Raw genomic sequence first — 3,064 nt, forward strand, 5'->3', positions numbered from 1 at the left:
GGTGTCGCGGCGGCCGGAGCGGACTTCCAGGCCATCGTCAGCGCCGTACTCGCGGTGAAGGGCGAGAGCGCCACCGCCGAGTGGCTCGCCGGGCTGAAACGCAACGCGAAGATCTACGCCAACAACATCGCCGCGCTGCGCGCCGTGAACGCGGGCGAGGTCCCCGCCGCCGTGATCTACCATTACTACTGGTACCAGGACCAGGCGGAGTCGGGCAAGGACAGTAAGAACGTCGACCTGCACTTCTTCGGCCACCGGGACCCGGGCGCGTTCGTCAGCGTCTCCGGCGCCGGCGTCCTCGCGGCCAGCGACCAGCAGGCCGAGGCACAGCAGCTGGTCACCTTCCTCACCAGCGACGCCGGGCAGAAGGCGCTGGTCGACAGCGGTGCCCTGGAGTACGCCGTGTCCGACGCGGTCCCCACGAACCCTGCGCTGAAGCCGCTGTCGACACTCGATCCGCCCGACATCGACATCTCGACCCTGAACGGACCAAAGGTCGTCGAACTGATGCAGCGGGCGGGCCTGCTCTGAACGGTCAGCCCACGACGGCGGGATGGTGGGTACGCACCAGCCCGGCGTACCCACGCCCGCTGCTGCTGGCCTGCGTGCTCGTCGCGCTGCTCGCGGCCGTCCCGCTGTTCTTCGTCGTCGGGTACACGGTCAGCGTGGGCTGGTCGGAGGCCTGGCGGCTGCTGATCCGGCCCAGGGTCGGCGAGCTGCTGGCCAACACCACCAAGCTCGTGACCGGCGGGATGGTGGCCAGTGCCGTCCTGGGCACGGCCGCCGCCTGGCTGGTGGAACGGACGACCCTGCCGGGACGACGGGTCTGGCACGTGCTACTCGCCGCTCCGCTGGCACTGCCCGCGTTTGTCGTCAGCTACGGCTGGGTCTCGCTGACCGCGGGCGTCGAGGGATACCCGGGCGCCCTGCTGATCGTGACACTCGCCTACTACCCGCTGGTCTACCTCCCCGTCGGCGCGACCCTGCGGGGGCTGGACCCGGCGCTGGAGGAATCCGCCAGGTCACTCGGGCTCGGCCCGTGGCGGACGTTCGCCAGGGTCGTGCTCCCGCAGCTGCGCCCGGCCGTCCTCGGCGGGTCGCTGCTGGTCGGCCTGCACCTGCTCGCCGAGTTCGGCGCCCTGCAGATGCTGCGGTTCTCCACCTTCACCACGGCCATCTACGACCAGTACCTCTCGTCGTTCAACGGCCCGGCGGCGAACATGCTCGCCGGCGTCCTGGCGCTGTACTGTGCGGTCCTGGTCGGCGCCGAGCTGAGCCTGCGCGGCCGGCACCGCTACGCCCGGCTCGGGCCCGGAGCCAGCCGCACCGCGCAACCCGCCCGGCTCGGCCGGCTCACCGCCCCCGCCGTCGCCGGGCTCGGCGCGGTCGTGGTCCTGGCGCTCGGCGTGCCGCTGGTGAGCCTCGTCCGCTGGCTGCTGGTAGGTGCCTCCGCCGCCTTCCCCGTCGGCGAACTGGCCGCCGCTGCCGCGACCGCGGCCGGGCTCGGCCTCGTCGGCGCGCTGTGTACCGTCCTGTTGGCGCTTCCGGTGGCGTGGCTCGCGGTACGCCACCCGGGCCGGATCGGGACACTGCTTGAACGCAGCACCTACACGGCCAACGCGCTGCCGGGCATCGTGGTGGCGCTCGCTCTCGTCACGGTCTCGCTGCACATCCTGCCGGCCGTGTACCAGACCACCACCCTCCTGATTGCCGCCTACGCGATCATGTTTCTGCCGCGGGCCACGGTGGCGGTACGGGGCGCGATCGCGCAGGCGCGACCCGTCCTGGACGACGTCGCGCATGCCCTGGGCCTGCGCCCGGCGCAGGCCTGGCGGCGGGTCACCCTGCCGCTGATCGCCCCCGGGGTCGGCGCCGGCGCCATCCTGGTGTTCCTCGCCGTGGTCACCGAACTCACCGCGACCCTGCTGCTGTCACCCACCGGCACCGAAACCCTGGCGACCGAGTTCTGGAGCAACGTCCGCGACGTCGACTACGGCGCGGCCGCCCCCTACGCGGGGTTGATGGTGCTGCTGTCGGCCCCGGCGACCTTCCTGCTCACCCGTTCCGTCAGGAGAAGCACGTGACAGCGCTGACCGTCAGCCAGGTCACCAAGCGGTTCGGCGCCACGACAGCCCTCGCCGGGATCGATCTACGAGTGCCCGAGGGCAGTGTGACGGCCGTACTCGGGCCGTCGGGCTGCGGCAAGACCACCCTGCTACGGCTGGTGGCGGGATTCGGCGACCCGGACGGCGGGACGATCGACTTCGGCGCCGAACGGGTGTTCAGCCCCGGTCGCAGCGTTCCCGCCCAGCGGCGGCGGGTCGGGTACGTCCCGCAGGAAGGTGCCCTGTTCCCGCATGTGGACGTCGCGGCCAACATCGGGTTCGGCCTGCCCCGCGCCGAACGCCGATCCGCCGGGCGTGCCGCCGAGCTGCTCGACCTCGTCGGGCTGGACGCGAGCCTGGCCTGCCGGTTCCCCCATCAGCTCTCCGGCGGCCAGCAGCAGCGCGTGGCGCTGGCGCGGGCCCTGGCCCCGCGGCCGTCCCTGGTGCTGCTCGACGAGCCGTTCTCCTCCCTGGACGCGGGGCTCCGCCTGAACACCGCCCGCGCCGTCGTCGAAGCGCTGCGCGCCAACCGGACCACCGCGCTGCTCGTCACGCACGACCAGAACGAGGCGCTGTCACTGGCCGACCAGGTCGCTGTCATGGCCGCCGGCCGCATCGCCCAGACCGGCACGCCCCCGGGCGTCTACGCCTCACCCGGCAACCCGACCGTCGCGGCCTTCGTCGGCGCCGCCGTGTTCGTGCCCGCCGTCGTCACCGGGCTCACCGCCTCCTGCGACCTTGGTGAACTCGCCGTCCGGCCCGGGTCTCCCCAGGGCGAGGCGCGCCTGCTCGTCCGGCCGGAACAGATCAGGCTCCTCGCCGCGGCGGACGGCGACGAGAACAAGAACCAGAACGAAGACCGAAACGAAGACCGGAACGGGGAGCGGGACAAGGACCGGAACGGGGTGGTCGGCCGGGTCACCGAGGTGCGGTACTTCGGCCACGACGCCACCGTCCAG

The 3,064-nt window shown here is 72.5% G+C and carries 3 protein-coding genes; all 3 read left to right on the forward strand.

The window, feature by feature from the left end; genetic code table 11:
• Window positions 1-531 (forward strand): extracellular solute-binding protein (locus tag ACY45C_RS07650; RefSeq protein WP_462186936.1); only part of this gene is annotated, 531 nt, incomplete at its 5' end.
• Window positions 528-2,084, forward strand: coding sequence for an ABC transporter permease (locus tag ACY45C_RS07655; RefSeq protein ID WP_462186946.1), 1,557 nt, complete (start codon window positions 528-530; stop codon window positions 2,082-2,084). The genes ACY45C_RS07650 and ACY45C_RS07655, both read left to right, overlap by 4 nt.
• Window positions 2,081-3,064 (forward strand): ABC transporter ATP-binding protein (locus ACY45C_RS07660; RefSeq protein ID WP_462186937.1); only part of this gene is annotated, 984 nt, incomplete at its 3' end. The genes ACY45C_RS07655 and ACY45C_RS07660, both read left to right, overlap by 4 nt.

This window comes from Frankia sp. CcWB2 (assembly GCF_977927585.1).